Consider the following 15122-nt stretch of genomic DNA (forward strand, 5'->3'; position numbering starts at 1 on the left):
ATTTTGTTGAGTTCTCTAGTTCAAGGAGATATAAATCTCGCCAGGCTAATTCATAAATATTCGCGCTTGCATGAATTTATCTCTACTCGGCCTGTGAAATTATCAAAAATAATGGCGGCTCGATCACTGCATTTGATGGTGACCGAGTTATGGCGGTTTTCTTTGGAAGCGAGATGAATTCGGCTGCTGCGAGAACTGCTCTGCAGATAAATTATGTGGTCAATAATGTGATTAATACGGCGATTAAAAAGCACTATCCAAGCACAACATATGTAATGAAGCAGTCAGTTGGTGTCGATGCTAGCAAATTGCTGGTTGCGAAGACGGGAATTCATGGTTTTAATGATCTCGTATGGGTCGGAAAATCTGCGAACATTGCCGCAAAGTTGTGTGCTCTTCGTGACGGAAATCATTCCTCATTTATAACAAAGCGGGTTTTCGGCAGGCTTAATGAGGCTGCAAAGTTAAGTAGCAAAGAGAAGAAAGTAATGTGGGAGGAGTTCGTTTGGCCTGTCACGGGGGAGGTTGTATACCGCTCAACTTATTGGTGGAAGCCGGCATAATTTCTAGGTTCCAATTTAAGGTTGAATTGGTGCGTATTTATATGGGTGAAACCTAGAGCGATCATTTGCGGTCTTAAATACGTATGCGTCATTTTTCGTCGTTTTCTAGGTCTTTGGAAGAGTGATAAACACCGCTTCCGATCTCATTGATTCTCGGTTTCACACAATTTCCAGCTGACCCTTTAACGCTTTTTTCAAGAGCATGTCGTAACTCTGCAGGCGAAACCTCACGTTGATCTGCAGCAGGCTCATCCAGTAGCTAAGTACCAATGCAAAGACCAGAACGATTTCAAGCCAACTCGGATGCGGTGGCCATTGGGCGTCCTTGAACTGGATGAAGAGCGCGATGAAGACGGGCAGGGCACCGAGCTTTTCGATGCCGCCGGTCAGCATCGGCAGCCGTTCGCGCGAGCGCTCCAGCCGATAGCTGGCGTAGTCGCTCAATTTTTCCAGTCGTTCTCGAGGGTGACCCTGTAGCCAGCGGATCAGGTCTTGGTGATGGGGCAAATCAAAATCGAGTTCTTCTGCGGCCTCGCGTCGTTCGCTAACGAAAGTCGGCCATGAGCGCGGTAGCTGGGCCGCCAGACCGATGGCTAGCCCAACCAGTTCCACCACGAGGCAGGTGCCAGCGATGATCGCCGTGCTGAGGTGGCTCGCAGGCAGAAACTTTCCCGCTAACAGGCAGAGCACCGCAGCGATGAAGCCGATGGCTAGACCCCAGCGGGCTCTCTTAGGCATGTCAGTCGAAGCATAGGGATGCTGCTGCATCGCATTGATCTTCGCTTCCAGTGCCGCAAACGTCAGCGGTGATTCCATGTCTTCTCCTTGTGACTCGCGTTGGCTTGCGCTGATCCGATGTGCCATGGAATTTAGCCCATCGCGCGGTGATCCCGAAGTCACGCGCCATCCATTCCGCCCTCGCACATCAGCCAAACACTACACATCCACCATTCAAGCCTGATAGCCCAGGCGCGCGTGCCTTGGCACGGTGGAGACGTTCCGGCTGACTTGAGTTCATCGCTGCCGGGACAACCATAGCCGGCCCGTCGCCATCATCCGATCCAGCGACGGGCCGGTCTTTCTCAAGCAAAAAGGAGTTTGCCGCATGTCACAGAACCTTGTTTCCCTGACCCTGACCCCCGAACAGCTGACTGCCATCGATGCTGCTTTGACGGTACTGGAGTCCAACCTGGCCGGGCTGATTGCATTGCAGCCGTCGCAGCGGCGGGAGTTGTTCAAGATGGGCGAGAAGTCCGAGCAGTTCGCCCGGCAGACGCTCAACGTGTTGGCCAACAACCCGCAGATCGTGCCGGCCAGCCTGGGCCTGGCCGATGCGCAGGCCGACATGGCTGCGCTGGATGCGTTGCGCCCGCGCCTGCAGCGGATGAAACAGCTGGTGGAGCGGGGCGAGGACACCGAGATGGCCTTGGGCAGCGACATCATGAACACCTCGCTGGAGGGTTACGGCCAGCTCAAGTTGTCCGGCAAGAACCAGGGCCTGGACGGCATGCGGCAGGAGTTGTCCAGCCGCTTCGCCAAGACGCGCCAGCCCGTCGTCGCCCCGACGAGCTGATCGCCTCAACCCGCGTGCCGTCCGCCTCGACGGCCGGCACACATCGCTGAACCCACCGGCCTGACGCGGCCCGCCCCACCGGGCGACCCGTCAGGCCTTTTTGTTGCCGGTTGAGTCTTTTTGCCCCACCGATGAGTGCTTGAGACTCATGCATGAGGTTCGCCGCCTCATCGCTGAATGTTTTTGCCTCATCGATGAGGCTCAAAGACTCACGCATGGAGCTCATGGACCTCATCGATGAAGCTCTAATGCCCCACGCTTGAGTCTCTTTCAGTCATCGATGAGCCAAAAAGACTCGACGCTGAGTCTTTGAGCCTCATCGTTGAAGCAAATCGGCTCATGCATGAGGCTCATGTGCCTCAGCAATGGAGCAAAAAGTGGCATCGGTGGTCTGGAAGAGGCGGGCGTCCGGGAGCCGCTGCTTCCCGTGCGCGAACGTCGCTCATCGTCTGGCCGGGCCTGGATGATCGTGGTGCGTCTCCCATCCTCAACGCCGATCCCGCCGACAAACGCATCAACCTGGCCAAGCATCCATGGCCGTTTCGGTGATTCCTTTCAGATCTTCCGGGGCCGCGCCATCGCGCGCCTGGATGGCCATCCCCTGATAGACGCCGAAATAGAATCGACTCAGGCGCTCGATGTTTGTGGACGGGGGCAGCTCTCCCGTGACCAGCGAGTCGTTCAACCGCGTCCGCAGTAACTCCAGGCAATCGATCCTGACTTGCTTCATGGCTTGCAGAATCGCGTCGGTGCACTCTTCGCTGACGCCGGCCAGAGTCACCATGCAGCCAGCCGGCATCTTTCCGCATTCCGGCAAGACGCTGACGGCCGCAAGCAGGAAGTTTTCGACCGACTCGCGTCCCGTCGTGCCGTTCTTCAGCTGATCCCAGACAGACGGCCCGATGGTTTTGGCGTAGTGCCGGGCCGCTTCCAGATACAGCGTTTCCTTGCTGCCGAACGCGGCATAGAGGCTGGGGGAACGGATGCCCATGGCGTCGCACAGATCGTTCATCGAGGCCGCCAGAAATCCTTTGCGCCAGAACACGAGCATCGCGGCCTCCAGCGCTGCGCCGCGATCGAACCCTCTGGGCCGCCCGGTGATTGCCATGGTTGCTCCTTTTGTAATGGTCGACATAGAAATAGCTTGACGCCTTGTGCGGCGCAAGTATAGCCTTTCTGTATCGATCAACACAGAAAGAGGAAATGACGATGACACTGACAGGAAAGCGCGCTCTGGTAACAGGCGCAAGCAGGGGTATCGGCGCTGCGATAGCCAAAGCGCTCGCCGCCGAAGGCGCGGATGTGGCCATTACCTACGAGAAGTCGGCGGATGCGGCTGCCGAGGTGGTTCAAGCCATCAAGGCGTTGGGTCGCCGCGCGTTTGCCATCCAGGCGGACAGCGCGGACGTTGCCGCCGTCCAGGGCTCGATCGAGAAAGCGGTCACCGCATTGGGTGGGCTGGACATCCTGGTCAACAACGCCGGCATCCTCCGCTTGGGCGAGGTCAAGGACATTTCACTGGAAGACATCGACGCGCTGCTGCACGTCAACGTTCGTGCCCCGATCGTCGCAAGCAAGGCCGCCATTCCCCATCTCGGCGAGGGTGGCCGCATCATCAGCATCGGAAGCTTTTTTGCCGATCGCGTCCCGGGCGGCGCAGGACTCTCCGTCTACGCACTATCGAAATCCGCGCTGACTGCTTTCTCTCAAGGACTGGCAAGAGAACTGGGTCCACGCAATATCACCGTGAATGTCGTGCAGCCCGGCTCCATCGACACGGACATGAACCCGGCGCATGGTCCCTTCGGTGAAACCCTCAAGTCGATCACTGCACTCGGCCGCTATGGCGCGGTGGAGGACATCGGAAACATGGTGGCGTTCCTGGCGAGTCCGAAAGCGCAATACATCACGGGAACGGCTCTGACCGTCGATGGTGGCGCGAACGCCTGAATGCCAAGATGGACGCGGCGACAGTGATGAGAGTCGTCGCGTTCGGGGTAGCAGCCGTTGCGCTCAGCGAAGTGCGGAGCAGGCGGATACGTCCGCATTCGACCCGAAGCGGACGTATGACCTAGTCAGTAGCCCTCCAGGCGCCCGTGCTGAGGTGTTCATGGGCGATGAGCCATCCGAAGCCCGCTTTGAGAAACACCCGCGTGCCTCGTCCGCTGCCGCTTACTTCCTTGCCGCCTGCGTTTCCCGACCATGAAAAGGTATAGATCACTGAAGCAACGGTTTCGGATTCTGCAAGCCAGATGGAATCAAGCGTCGAATATTTGTAGTTGCTGACCTGTTTCCAATTCACCGTCATCGCCGATTCAAACGCTTCCTTGCCCCATAGAGCAGCACCGTTGCTGTAGAACAGCGCAACGTCGTTGGCGAGGAGATCCAAAGCAGCAGCCATGTCACGGCGCACCATCGCGTCGATGAAGCTTGTCATGCATTCTTGAGGGGTACTGGCTGGCATGTGACTCTCCGTTGCTCGTTGACTGACAAAGGAGTTGCTTAAACCATACGGCCGATTCATTTTTTGTATCCACCGAAGAAGGGCGTGTCTGCTTTCGACCCAAAGCGGCCAGTCGATCCGTATCATGGCACCGCGAGCTATCAGCGTTGGACCTCTATAAGTGCTCAAACCTGTTAAAACAGCAATCGCCACGATGCTCGCCGCAGGTTCGGTACTAGCAGTGTTGGCATGGTCCATCATTGATGCTCTTGAAGACACTGGCATCCGGGTCGTTGGTCACGTGGTGGACTCCGAGGTCATCGAGCGAGCAAACCAATGCGTTGTTGTTCTTACACCTTCGAGCAAGGAGGTTTGGGTCTTCAAACCGTTCGCAAAGAGGGGCGATCTCGTGACTCTTAAGGAAATGAAGAGACCGATTTCCCATGGCGTTTCGTACGCAATTTCGTTTTTAAAAGCAAAGTATCCGCGTTCGACTCATAGCGGACACCGATAAAGTTGAGTTCTTCGACGGAGGAAAGGGCCATGCGCGCCTCATTGGAGGACTGGAACAACGGTTGGACTGAGGTCGAGGTAGGTCTTTCATCCTCAGACGTCGATCGCCTCATTGCCTTGTTGCAGATGATCAAGGTCGATCCGAATCAACACTTTCATGCGACCAGCAATTTTGTTGGAGCAGGTGGCGTAGGTCAGATCACTTTTCAGATGCAGCAGGCAGATGAAGCAAACAACTTGAGTCTGGGTGACCGGGCTATGGGTGAAGGCGAATCCGTTCGCAGGTAACGAGTATCCGCTTTCGACGCGAAGCGCACATTGTCAACACGCCTTCCAACATCGAGGTGATGCTTAAATGCGAATTTTTGCACTCGTTTTATTGATTGCCTGTGTGGCGCTATGGTTGATCGGCTCCAACGTCGTACTCATTCGCGCATGTAAGCGTCTTGGCATGGGCAGAAAGTCACTGGGGTTATGGTTGCCAGCTTGGATTTCTTGGGGGAATCTCACTGGGCACGAGCGCCTTAAAATTGTGGTGCTCGCGCTGCTTCTGTGCAGCTCCTTTATATTTTTAAAACTGGTCTACGCGCACTGAATGAGCCTCATGCCTTTCCACTGAAGGCGATGAACTTAAGCGTTAAATGTCCACTTTAGCCGCAAGGACACGTTGGGCCTCAACAGCTCAACTGGCATGCGGCAAAGGTCCGCTTTCGACCCAAAGCAGACCTTTGGAGGACTCGTAGTATTGGCCGCTAGTCTGAGACGGGAGATAACTTGATGGTCCGGAAGACCGGCTTTGCGTGCCTGCTTGCCCTTGCGCCGCTAACCAGCATCGCTGCTGATAAACATCAGGCCATCAGCTCATCCTTTCAAATATGTATTGGAAGTCCGTCCCAATACAAATTCACCTTCGAGGTGGGTATCGATGGAATCAGGGGAACAATTCGTAGACGTGGACGGGCGTTGAACTATGAGATCAGCCGCCATCCAGGACCTGACAAATTTGAGGCCGATGACAGGCAGTGGTACGCCGTCGGAGCGAAAGAACTGCCACCAACTCTGTCGCTCGTTGCCGAGTACCCCGGTCCTGCGTTTGGCGCGGAAAGACTTTATGGCTTTACCGCGGATGACTTCTACATCAGAGGCGCGAGGATCACCGACAGGATCTACATCAAGTTATCGGCGAACACCAAGCAAGACGCCTCGTCGCTGTTGCCGAAGGTTGGAGCAGCACTATATCGCTGCACCAAAGGTTCTCATCCTATTCAACAGGGCATTCCATAAAGTCCGCTTTCGACCCAAAGCGGACCTTGGACACAAGTTCTGGACAGATCAATGAGCAAGGCCAAATCGATGCCAATTTTGATGCTGCTGCTGACATGGTTGACAGTGGGTGATGCTAGGGGAGCGGATGAAGGAATAACTCACAATCAGAGGCCAGTGATGCAAGGCACCTTGCATGTGGATCAAGTTCACGAGAAATACTTCATAGGGTCTGTTCGTCAGTTGTGCGCGAAATATGGGCTCAAGGAAGTTGAGAATGAAGAGCTTGAAAGAGCGTTTGCCAGTATCTATGGCAGAAAGTTCTACGAATTTACTTTCCTCAAGAAAGGGAACGTAGGGCTCACTCTTTCCAACTTGTCAGGGACTCTGACTTTCCAGGCATTTTCGGAAGCCTTTTCCGAAAACGACGAAATAAACTTCGACAAGGAGTTGAGTCGTCTACTTGGAGCGACAGAAAAATGATCGGAGGCGCTTAGCCCGTATTTGGCTTGTGCGCTGTTCCGTCGCGTCCGCTTCCTATCGAAGGTCCGCTTTCGACCCGCAGCGGGCCTTAATGGACCACTCAAGCCACAGAAAGTGATCAGCACGGACCGGCTTACTGATCAGCGAGCATCAATCCGTTCAATCAACTTCATCGGTCCACGCTGGCTTTTCGTGCCCATCAACGTCGGGACAACTCAGCCCTGCGCGTGCTCAGCCAGATCGCGCAAGTCCTCTGCGGCGGGCACGAAGTAGTAGGCGCCGGTGAGCGGATGCGTGTAGTTCGTCAGTGCATCGCGCACGCCGTTGACCAGGCCGGCCATGCTGTCGAGCATGCGCGAGAGGCGTTGCTGCTCGGCGCTGAAGCCGACGAACATCGTTCCATGACTCGTGGCGGTGCCGTACGGCATGTTTCGCCGGAAGATTTCTCCGAAGGTGTCCTGGTCGGTGCTGGCGACGTGGGAGTTCTGCGCCTTGTTTTCGATCTCGACGCTGTCCGACTTGGTGCGTCCCATCACGCGCTCCTGGTCCTCGACGGCCAGCGACTTCCACTTCGCTGCGTCGTGCACCCATTTCTGCAGCAGCAGAATCGTGCCGCCTTCGCCGGGTTGTCCCTGCGGGATGAACGCGACTTCCGGCACATCGACCAGCGGCGGATTTTCGGTGCCGTCGATGAAGCCGGTCAGGTCGCGGTGATGGTGGTACGGCCAGCTGGTGGTTTCTTCGGCGACGGATGCCAGTGCACCGAGCGCCGCGATGATCTGATGCGCCACATCGAAGACGATGTCGTACGACCCGCCGGAGATCCACAGCACCGCGTCGTGCTGTGTCGCCGGCATGACGAAGCCATCCAGCCCGACGAGGTTTTCATTGAACCCCTCGCCGCCCACGGGCGCATTGGCGGGCGACGCCTTGCGCCACAATTCGGGACGAAAACCCGACACCAGATTCACGCCACCCACCGTGGTTCTCGGTTCGCGAAGCGACGCGATCGTCCTCACCAGCGCCAACCCGTCCTGTTTGCCCAGCACATCAAATTCCAGATAGGCATGGAACGATGTTCCGAGCGCGAATATCCCAGCTTGAAATGTTTTCATGCGGCGATGATAACGCGGGCGAAAACCGGATCAGGTTGAGCCGTTGTTTCCGATGGGGTTTCTGCTTGCACGCCCGCTTTCCGAAGCCACGGGCTTCCTCGAGCGATGAGGCCGCTGTACGAACGGGCTCCATGAAGAGCATCCATGAAATGGAACGGGTCAGCTTTCGACCCGGAGCAGACACAAGTTTGCCAGAAGCAGTTGATACCTTTTGACGGCTAGCGGCGCTTATCAAGGCAGGGTATGAACAAGGCAGGGCGCAACAATTTTGACGCCTTGAGATTGCTCGGCGCATTGCTGGTCCTGATCAGCCACCAGTTCGCTTTATCCGGACGTTGGGAGCCAAGGTTCGTTGCGGATCACTCGTTTGGCAACCTTGGCGTGCTCATCTTTTTTTCGATCAGCGGCTATCTGGTCACATCCAGCTGGATAAAAGATCCTGATGTTTTGCGCTTCAGCGCACGCCGCGCCCTGCGAATGGTGCCGGCCCTTTGCGTGTCGATTCCTCTGACTTTCGCGGTGATTGGTGCGCTTGGACTAACGGGATTCCCTGCGAACCCAAGACATCTCACCAACGGATCTCTTTGGACAATCAAGTATGAGGTTTGCTGTTACGTACTCCTTCTCATCGCGGGAGTCGCAACACGACGTGCATCAATCGTGTTGGCCGTCGGAATTTTTGGCTACTTCCTTCTTTCGGGCCTGCAGCTTGGGAACAGTGTTCTTGCGTACTTCGGCCTGTTCTTCGCTGCAGGAAGCCTGTTGCGAGCCTTTCCGTCTATCCGCAAATTGCTGCCGACCCTGTTGTTCCTTGTCATGGGCTGTGCATTGCTGCTCGTTGATCAGACAAAACTTGGTCTCGCATTCGTCGTTCCATCGCTCACGGTCGCGGTTGGCTTGCGGTCATGGGCAGGTCTGCGAGATGTTTCAAGAATCGGCGACCTGTCCTATGGCATCTATATCTACGCTTGGCCGGTGCAGCAGATAGGGGTAGCGCTTATGGGTACGCAAACGCCGTACCTTGTGCTGCTATCCATCACCATTATCGTGACGCTTGCTCTCGCGGCCGCCTCCTGGCATCTCGTAGAAAAGAGAGCATTGCGCTTCAAGCCGAGCCGACGCCTTGGAAGCGATGACACAGGCAGCGTAAACGTCGTTTAGGAAGGGTAGTGGCAGATTTCCTTCGTGATACGAGTGTCGCCATTTCGGCTTTATGCAGCGGGCTTCTTCGCCGTGAATCACTTCATCCCTTGCCGATGGTCCACGTGCGCAAGCTGCATGGTCGAACGCCAGGAGTACAGGCCAGTCAGCCATAACGTGGCAGCGCAAATCGCATCGACCACCACGTTTACGGGATTCGACGTGACATGCGCGCTTAAAGCGAGCACGCCGACGAGACCTGCCAAGGTCATCACGCTGGCGGTGACGTAAAACTGGCGTGCGCGAAACAGCGATGCCAGAGGATAAAAATGAAGACCCACCACCATCGCGATCACCGGCATCAGGTACTGCGTCGCATGCTGGCTGGCGAGCACGTTTGCCGCCGCGAAAATGAGGATGAATTCCGCCGCGAAGATAGCGAAAAACAAACGTGTCGTCCGTTTTTGCACCGACGACGGCGGATCGTTGGCAACAGTGATCTGACGACTCTGCCGACGCAGATCGAAAGAACCCCAGAGCTGCATGCATGTGATCAACCCGACCACCACGTAACCGACATTGCGCAATGTGGATGGCCCGAACGACAACGACGAGTTTGCCCACAGTGCACCGAAGAGTCCGCAGGCCATCACGCCTGCGCTGCGTCCACGAAGAGCCGAACGGGTCAAGAAGATGGATGCGTTTGTGATCACAGCGAGTTTCCCGACGAGGAAGGACGGTGCATGATTCCATGCAGTCAACTCGCGCGCAGTTGTCCGCCGTCACGCAGGGCATCTGACAGCTGTCAGGATGGAGCTCGCCGCTCGAACGACTGCTCACGAACATGTTGCAGGCCGGACGCCGTTGGCGACTTCAGGAAAAGGCTTAAGCTCGTCGGCGAGACTGAGTTGCTTGCCGTTTTGAAATGAATCCCGCTTCGACCTCAACTCCTGCATTCAAATAAACGAGATTGACATGCTGAAATACGTCGCGCTGTTTGCCTGTGTTTTCATCTCGCTGGTGGCACATGCGGAAGTTGTGTCCGTCGACGTTACGAGCCGACAGCCTTGGGTGGGTGGCCAGAAATTTGGTCAGATCGGTGCGTACGAAGTTTTGCGTGGCACTGTCCACTACGCCATCGATCCGCGCAGCGTTTCAGCGCGTGATATTGCCGATATTCGCTATGCACCTCGAAACGCGAGCGGCCTGGTCGAATATTCGGGGCCGTTTGTGATCATTCGTCCTGTCGACGCCGCCCGTGGGAATCACGCCACGCTGCTAGAGGCGGCGAACCGCGGGCGGACCGAGATGGATGGCGTGTTCTTTGAAACCGAAGACGGGCTGGACCTGATGTCGCCCGACAAAGTCGAAAAACTGACGGACCCGACTTTCTTCAAGCTGGGCTATTCGCTGGCGTGGGTCGGGTGGCAGGCCCGGCTGGGCTCTGACGAGTTCGGCCTTCGGGTTCCGGTCGCGCCCGTGCACAGTTCTGCGCGGGCCACCTTCGCCGCTGAGGACATGACGACTGATCACAAGGCCTTTGACCTGCCAGGCAACGGCTTTTATTGCGCGCACGATGCGCAGCAGCCCAAGGCCGTGCTGCGTTCGCACGTCCGTTTCGACGATCCGGGCATCGTGGTGCCACGAGGCGCATGGCGTTTTGCGGCTGCATCCGCCGACAAGAATGTGGATGCTCGCTGCGCCATCGTGTTGAATAAACCGGCTGCGGCGGATGCCTATTTCAGCCTCGTGTACGAAGGCGAGAATGCTGCTGTCATGGGCTTGGGCGAGGCGGCTTTTCGTGATTTCGCGGCGCACCTGAAATTCCGGAATGTTCCTTCCGCGATCAACAGCCGCCCCGGTGATGCCGCTGCGATTTTCGCGTTCGGCTATTCGCAAGGCGGGCGCTTCCTGCGCGACTTTCTTTATCGTGATTTCAACACCGGCCCCGGCAAGCGGCGCGTGTTCGATGGCATGCTGGTTACAACGGCGGGTGCAGGGCGTGGTTCTTTCAATCACCGTTACGCACTCCCTGGCGAGGCGGGAAGTTCGGTGATGAGTAATTTGCGTGCCGTGGATCTTTATCCATTCGCGGATATGCCGACGCCGGATATCGACGGCAAAGGTCATGCGGGCCTGCTGGACCGCGCGCGGCACGACAACACCGTGCCAAAAATCATGTACATCATCAGCAGCAGCGAATACTGGGCACGCAATGCGTCGTTGCTGCAGACGACCACCGATGGAAAACGGCCGGTCGCATTGGGAGTGGATAGCCGGCTGTATTATTTTGCTGGCGTGCCGCACGCGTTGAAGTTTCCGGGCCAGTTCACCAAGGCCGGCAAGGAAGCCGCCTATCCCTACAATGCCAATGTCGATCTGGCCGATGGCATGAATGCCCAGCTCGAAAACCTGCGTGCGTGGGCGGTTGAAAACATCGCTCCGCCGCCGACGATTGCGCCAGTGCCGGGCGCCACGCTTGTCGCCGCGACCGAGATCAAATTCCCTGCGATTCCCGGCATTCGTGTGCCGACCGGTCCGCCGCCTTTGTGGCAACTCGATCTGGGTGACGCCTATGCGAGTCAGGGCATCATCAACGAGCCGGTGCGTGTCGGCCGGAAATATCCGCTGCTTGTGCCCAAGGTCGACAGCGATGGCAACGAATTGGGCGGCTGGCGTGGCGCGATGTCATCCGTGCCGCTCGGCACCTTCACTGCCTGGGATTGGAAGTCGCCCGAGTTCGCACGCTTCGGTTTCATCTCCGGCCTCAACGGCGCATTCATACCGTTCGCCCGTACGCGCGCCGAGCGCTTGGCCGCGAACGACCCGAGGCTGTCGATTGAAGAGCGGTACCACGACCGGGATGGCTTCATGAAAGCCGCTGCTGTTTCCATCGACGATGCGATCGCGAAGCGGTTCCTGCTGTCGATCCAGCGCGAGGACATCCTTGCAAAAATGGGAAAGAACTGGGACGACACCATGAAGTTCGACTGGTATCTCGGCAAGCGGGTGGCGGTCGTGAAATAAAAATGTTGACGGGATTGCGCTTCATCAGTCGAGTCCAAGAGGTCTCCCTTACTGACCGAATACAGCCATCAGAGAAAGTGATCAACGCAAACCGGCTTGCTGATCAGCGAGGCTCTCACCGCCTCTTCCGTTTCATCGTTCCACATTTCCGTTTCAACTTCGGGCACTGCCATTTCGTCGATGAAGCACAAGTCTCATTCGTCGCTTCGAACAAAAAGCGCCACTTCGGATTCCGCTCGCCAGCCACTACGTGAGGCCACATGCATCGTCAGATACTTCGTTCGACCCTCCATGTCCGGTTGCTTCGCCGCATAGCGCAATTTGCTTTGATCTTCTGCGTGGGCCAAACCTGCACAGCCTTCGCGCAGGACGGCGGCGACTATGGTGCGCAGCAGGCCAATGACCGATTCAAACCGGCGAATAACGCGGGCGTTGTGGTCGAGCCGAATTATCTGGCGCTGCATGACGCGGTTGGCCCTAGTGGCGTACCGCTGGGCGGCATCGGTGTCGGCGCGGTCGATCTCGCGCCGGATGGACACTTCACCCGCATCGCCATCAACAACTGGGCGACGGACGGCGGTGTCGCGCGTGCGCGTGACGAACATCCCGAGTGGGACGCGGAGGCTTTTCTCGCGCTGTGGGAAAAGGACGCGTCCGGCCATGCCGTGTCGGTTCGCCTGCAGCGGGATCAACACAATTCGGCGGGCATGGGTGGTTACCGGCACAGCACGTATCGCGGGCTTTTTCCCACCGCGCGGGTGGCGTTTGATGATCCCGTTTCGGCCGACCCTCATTCGCTGGCGTCCGTGTTCGCGTATAGCGGGCTGGTGCCGCAGAACGTCAAGGATTCATCGCTGCCCGGGTTCTGGATCGAGGTGACGCTGGCAAACTCCGACTCGAAACCGGTCGAGGCGTCGGTGGCGCTTTCATGGCCCGACTTGATCGGACGCGGTGTATACGACGTGGCACCGGGCGATGAAAAAACCGGCTACGACCGCGCGTTTCCGGTAGAGAAACTGGTGCCGATGCCGGGGCTTTCGACACAGGTTGAAGCGCTTCACGAAGGGACGATGAGTGGCTTGCGCCAGTACACGACTACCGTGCCCGCCATTCGCCAGGCGACTTTTCAGAACTACATCGACGCGGTGGGGTTGCTCGCGGAAATACCGCAAGGCGGAAGCATCAGTGTTCTGCCCGCGTGGTCCGGCAGGAACGCCGATGCGTGGAAGAGTTTTCGCGAGAACGGAGCGTTTCAGTCGATGGGCGTGGCAGCCGATCTCGATAAAAACGCAGAAGCTTCCAGCGCGAGTGTCGTCGCCATCAAGGCGCGCATTGCGGCGGGCGGCAAGCAGACCTTTCGTTTTCTGGTCACGTGGTCCATTCCGCCGATGTCGCATGCAACGGTGCAGTTCGGCAACAGCGATTACGGCCGATATTTCCAGAATGACTTCCGCAATTTTTCATCGTTGATGGGTTACGAGATTTCTCAAAGGCAACGGATTCTCGAACAGACGTCGGCGTGGCAGGAGCCGATTCTCGACAGCACGTTGCCGGAGTGGCTGCAGTTCAAGCTGATCAACAGCGGCTACACGATGTACACCAACACCATGCTCAACAAGCACGGCGACTTCAGCGTGATGGAAGGCGGCATGGGCGGGCTGGCGGGCACGATGGACCAGCGGATGGTGGCGCATCCTTTCTATCAAAAATTCTTTACCCCGCTCGATCGAGCCGAGCTGCAACGCTACGCCGATACGCAGGATACCGATGGCGGCATCCTGCATTTCGACGCCAGCTATTTCGTGGGCATCGCCGATGCGGACGGCCATACGCCGGTGCCGCACGAAAAGATGATCGACAACACCGGCGCGTGGGTGATCCAGCTGGCGAAGGACTACCAGCAGACCGGCGACGACACGTTCATCCGGAAAAACGCCGAGCACATTCGTCGCGGCTTTGCGTACATGAAAGCGCAGATACGCGATGGGTCTTTCATTCCCGTCGGCGGCCAGACGTTCGACGATTATCCGCACCCGGATATTTCGATTTATACCGGCACGGTATATCTCGCCGCGTTGCGTGCCGGTGCCGTGCTGGGTCGTGGCATCGGCGATGCGCAGCTGTCGCATGAGTGCGACGAACAATTCCGCAAGACGCAACGCGGTCTGATCAACGCGCTTTGGAACGGAAAATTCTTTGCGTATGGAACGGACGTCGGAGGAGGGCGCCGACGCGACGATCGTCTTTTCAGCGGGCAACTCGCCGGGCAGTTCATCAGCCGCTACGCCGGCTGGGGCGATGTGCTGCCGATCAGCGAGAGCCAATCCGCCATCAGCGAACTGTTGCGCACGTCCGTGCGCAACTCGCCGGACTTCTATGCGCCGAAAGTGTGGGACATGGACATGCAGCGCGGCGTCGACATGCCCGGTTCGCGCACGTGGCCGTTCTATCTCGAAAGCTACACGGCGATGCCGGCGATCCAGTTGGGATATCTCACCGACGGGCTGGACATCATGCGGCACATCCAGCTTGTGCATCTGCGCAACGGATGGACGTGGAGCCAGAACCTCTGGAATCCTGCGGAGCTGACCTATGTCGCGGCGCCGGTGACATGGTTTTCGCCCGAAGTGTTGAGCAATGCGTCGCTGGATTTGACGCAGGGCCGATTGACGCTGGGCCCCACGTTGTTGCCCGGCCAGTCGCGCACGGTGATCCCGCTCTACTTCCCGCGATTCTGGGCAACGCTGGAATACGCGCCGAGCGAAGGGAAGGTTCTTCTCCACATCATCAGGCGATTCGACGACCGACCGATGGTGTTGAGGCAGATCGTCATCGAGCCGATCGGCACGGCGTCCGACGAAGCCGTTACTGTTTCGATTCCTTCTTTCGCCGTGAAAGCCGGCGCGACACTGGATCTTTCGTCGCATCTGCAAGCGTTCGATAAGCGAAGAATTCAGACGGCTATCCTTGAACCGGATGTTGCGACGCATTAGCGGCATGGC

At 57.4% G+C, this 15122-nt stretch carries 14 protein-coding genes; 9 read left to right on the forward strand and 5 right to left on the reverse strand.

Annotated features, from left to right (window positions below):
- The first annotated feature begins 173 nt into the window (after positions 1-173).
- Complete coding sequence (locus GSQ73_RS10430; protein WP_158883740.1) at positions 174-563, forward strand: hypothetical protein; 390 nt, start codon at positions 174-176, stop codon at positions 561-563.
- Positions 564-722: 159 nt separating this feature from the next.
- Here GSQ73_RS10430 and GSQ73_RS10435 read toward each other — a convergent pair whose 3' ends face one another.
- Positions 723-1379 (reverse strand): hypothetical protein, encoded by a 657-nt coding sequence (locus GSQ73_RS10435; protein WP_158883742.1) that lies wholly within the window; start codon positions 1377-1379, stop codon positions 723-725.
- Between the two features lie 289 nt (positions 1380-1668).
- Here GSQ73_RS10435 and GSQ73_RS10440 point away from each other — a divergent pair, with 289 nt between their 5' ends.
- Positions 1669-2136 (forward strand): hypothetical protein, encoded by a 468-nt coding sequence (locus tag GSQ73_RS10440; protein ID WP_158883744.1) that lies wholly within the window; start codon positions 1669-1671, stop codon positions 2134-2136.
- A 514-nt stretch (positions 2137-2650) separates the two neighbouring features.
- On the opposite strand, the gene GSQ73_RS10445 is transcribed toward GSQ73_RS10440, so the two are convergent.
- Positions 2651-3244, reverse strand: a complete 594-nt coding sequence (locus tag GSQ73_RS10445) for a TetR/AcrR family transcriptional regulator (RefSeq protein ID WP_174236090.1) — start codon at positions 3242-3244, stop codon at positions 2651-2653.
- 101 nt (positions 3245-3345) lie between these two features.
- On the opposite strand from GSQ73_RS10445, the gene GSQ73_RS10450 reads away from it, so the two are divergent.
- Entirely contained in the window at positions 3346-4086 is a 741-nt protein-coding gene (locus tag GSQ73_RS10450; protein WP_158883746.1) for an SDR family oxidoreductase, read from the forward strand.
- 121 nt (positions 4087-4207) lie between these two features.
- Here GSQ73_RS10450 and GSQ73_RS10455 read toward each other — a convergent pair whose 3' ends face one another.
- Positions 4208-4600 carry a nuclear transport factor 2 family protein gene (locus GSQ73_RS10455; protein ID WP_158883748.1) on the reverse strand — a complete coding sequence of 131 codons (393 nt, stop codon included), beginning with the start codon at positions 4598-4600 and terminating at the stop codon, positions 4208-4210.
- Between the two features lie 522 nt (positions 4601-5122).
- Here GSQ73_RS10455 and GSQ73_RS10460 point away from each other — a divergent pair.
- From GSQ73_RS10460 to GSQ73_RS10470, 3 genes are all read left to right on the forward strand, one after another.
- Positions 5123-5380, forward strand: coding sequence for a hypothetical protein (locus GSQ73_RS10460; protein ID WP_158883750.1), 258 nt, complete (start codon positions 5123-5125; stop codon positions 5378-5380).
- A 489-nt stretch (positions 5381-5869) separates the two neighbouring features.
- Complete coding sequence (locus GSQ73_RS10465; RefSeq protein WP_158883752.1) at positions 5870-6376, forward strand: hypothetical protein; 507 nt, start codon at positions 5870-5872, stop codon at positions 6374-6376.
- 51 nt (positions 6377-6427) lie between these two features.
- Positions 6428-6838, forward strand: a complete 411-nt coding sequence (locus GSQ73_RS10470) for a hypothetical protein (RefSeq protein ID WP_158883754.1) — start codon at positions 6428-6430, stop codon at positions 6836-6838.
- A gap of 215 nt (positions 6839-7053) precedes the next feature.
- On the opposite strand, the gene GSQ73_RS10475 is transcribed toward GSQ73_RS10470, so the two are convergent.
- Entirely contained in the window at positions 7054-7953 is a 900-nt protein-coding gene (locus tag GSQ73_RS10475; RefSeq protein ID WP_158883756.1) for a Dyp-type peroxidase, read from the reverse strand.
- Positions 7954-8196: 243 nt separating this feature from the next.
- Between GSQ73_RS10475 and GSQ73_RS10480 the strand changes: the two genes are divergently transcribed.
- Positions 8197-9114: an acyltransferase gene (locus tag GSQ73_RS10480; protein WP_158883759.1), complete on the forward strand. Its 918-nt coding sequence runs from the start codon at positions 8197-8199 to the stop codon at positions 9112-9114.
- Between the two features lie 77 nt (positions 9115-9191).
- On the opposite strand, the gene GSQ73_RS10485 is transcribed toward GSQ73_RS10480, so the two are convergent.
- Positions 9192-9782 (reverse strand): hypothetical protein, encoded by a 591-nt coding sequence (locus GSQ73_RS10485; protein WP_158883761.1) that lies wholly within the window; start codon positions 9780-9782, stop codon positions 9192-9194.
- 286 nt (positions 9783-10068) lie between these two features.
- On the opposite strand from GSQ73_RS10485, the gene GSQ73_RS10490 reads away from it, so the two are divergent.
- Both GSQ73_RS10490 and GSQ73_RS10495 read left to right on the forward strand, forming a co-directional pair.
- Positions 10069-12120 carry an alpha/beta hydrolase domain-containing protein gene (locus tag GSQ73_RS10490; protein ID WP_158883763.1) on the forward strand — a complete coding sequence of 684 codons (2052 nt, stop codon included), beginning with the start codon at positions 10069-10071 and terminating at the stop codon, positions 12118-12120.
- Positions 12121-12458: 338 nt separating this feature from the next.
- On the forward strand, positions 12459-15113 hold the full coding sequence (locus GSQ73_RS10495) for a GH116 family glycosyl-hydrolase (RefSeq protein ID WP_158883765.1): 2655 nt from the start codon (positions 12459-12461) through the stop codon (positions 15111-15113).
- Positions 15114-15122 lie beyond the last annotated feature (9 nt).

Source organism: Rhodanobacter sp. L36 (assembly GCF_009765755.1).
Taxonomy (GTDB): Bacteria; Pseudomonadota; Gammaproteobacteria; order Xanthomonadales; family Rhodanobacteraceae; genus Rhodanobacter.

Coding starts and splice junctions, on each gene's coding strand:
- GSQ73_RS10450 (WP_158883746.1), top strand. CDS start 3,346: ATGACACTGACAGGAAAGCGCGCTCTGGTAACAGGCGCAAGCAGGGGT.
- GSQ73_RS10430 (WP_158883740.1), top strand. CDS start 174: ATGAATTCGGCTGCTGCGAGAACTGCTCTGCAGATAAATTATGTGGTC.
- GSQ73_RS10475 (WP_158883756.1), bottom strand. CDS start 7,953: ATGAAAACATTTCAAGCTGGGATATTCGCGCTCGGAACATCGTTCCAT.
- GSQ73_RS10445 (WP_174236090.1), bottom strand. CDS start 3,244: ATGGCAATCACCGGGCGGCCCAGAGGGTTCGATCGCGGCGCAGCGCTG.
- GSQ73_RS10460 (WP_158883750.1), top strand. CDS start 5,123: ATGCGCGCCTCATTGGAGGACTGGAACAACGGTTGGACTGAGGTCGAG.
- GSQ73_RS10440 (WP_158883744.1), top strand. CDS start 1,669: ATGTCACAGAACCTTGTTTCCCTGACCCTGACCCCCGAACAGCTGACT.
- GSQ73_RS10480 (WP_158883759.1), top strand. CDS start 8,197: ATGAACAAGGCAGGGCGCAACAATTTTGACGCCTTGAGATTGCTCGGC.
- GSQ73_RS10435 (WP_158883742.1), bottom strand. CDS start 1,379: ATGGAATCACCGCTGACGTTTGCGGCACTGGAAGCGAAGATCAATGCG.
- GSQ73_RS10455 (WP_158883748.1), bottom strand. CDS start 4,600: ATGCCAGCCAGTACCCCTCAAGAATGCATGACAAGCTTCATCGACGCG.
- GSQ73_RS10465 (WP_158883752.1), top strand. CDS start 5,870: ATGGTCCGGAAGACCGGCTTTGCGTGCCTGCTTGCCCTTGCGCCGCTA.
- GSQ73_RS10490 (WP_158883763.1), top strand. CDS start 10,069: ATGCTGAAATACGTCGCGCTGTTTGCCTGTGTTTTCATCTCGCTGGTG.
- GSQ73_RS10470 (WP_158883754.1), top strand. CDS start 6,428: ATGAGCAAGGCCAAATCGATGCCAATTTTGATGCTGCTGCTGACATGG.